Here is a 1,160-nt window from a genome sequence, read left to right on the forward strand (position 1 = left end):
GTGCGGAGCTGACGGCGGAGAAGTTCGTGCCGAATCCGTTCGTGACTGGAGAAGTGAGAGAGTCTGAGGAAGCTGAGGGAGTTGTAGGTGAAGCGCGACTGGCTGACGCTGGATCTGGCTCTGAAGGTGAAGGGCATGACATGACAGAAGGTCGAGCAGCTAGCCATGCCGCCAGCCATTATGAACGGATGTACCGTACCGGAGATCTGGCGCGCTGGATGCCGGATGGCAACATCGAGTACCTGGGCCGGATCGACCATCAGGTGAAGATTCGCGGCTACCGGATTGAGCTGGGCGAGGTGGAGGCTCAGCTGCTGAAGGTGGAAGCTGTACAGGAGGTCATTGTACTCGCGCAAGCAGATGATCAGGGTCAGAACCAATTGGTGGCCTATTATGTGGCTGAGCAAGAGGTGGGTGCAAGTGAGCTGCGCGCTCAATTAGCCGCTGAACTGCCGAACTACATGGTGCCATCGTATTTGATCCAGCTGGAGCAGATGCCACTGACACCGAATGGCAAGATTGACCGCAAAGCGCTTCCGACTCCAGATGGCAGTCTGCACAGCGGTGCTGAATATGTTGCACCACGTACATGGTTGGAAGCGAAGCTAGCGGAGGTCTGGCAGGATGTTCTAGGTCTAACGCAGGTCGGCGTGAAGGACAATTTCTTCGAAATTGGTGGACACTCGCTGCGGGCGACGACGCTGGCAGCCAAGATTCACAAAGAGCTGAACAAGCAGCTGCCGCTGCGGCGAATTTTCGAAGCACCAACGATTGAGCAAATGGCCGTTGTGCTGGAGCAGCTGGAGCAGATGACTTACGCCGCAATTCCGGTATCGGAAGAGCGCAGCTACTATCCACTGTCCTCCGCTCAGCAGCGACTGTATGTCCTGCATCAGCTGGACCCGCAGGATATTAGCTACAACATGCCATCGGTGCTGCATGTCAGCGGTCCGCTGGATGTGAAGCGGGTAGAGGCGGCATTCCGTCAAGTCATTGCACGTCATGCGACCTTGCGGACTCGCTTTGGGCTGGTGGACGGAGAGCCTGTGCAATGGATTGAAGATACCGTGTCATTCGAGGTCGAGTATGTACAGGCGCAGCATGAAGCGGCGGCAGCACAAGAGACCGTTACGACACCAGCAGGCGATCTGGATGCAAGC

1 protein-coding gene is annotated in these 1,160 nt (G+C 56.7%); it reads left to right on the plus strand.

All coding sequences use genetic code 11. The features are described from left to right. A partial coding sequence (locus K331_RS30810; RefSeq protein ID WP_036636157.1) for a condensation domain-containing protein occupies positions 1 to 1,160 on the plus strand: 1,160 nt, incomplete at both ends.

The organism is Paenibacillus massiliensis subsp. panacisoli DSM 21345 (assembly GCF_000426545.1).
GTDB lineage: Bacteria > Bacillota > Bacilli > Paenibacillales > Paenibacillaceae > Paenibacillus > Paenibacillus panacisoli.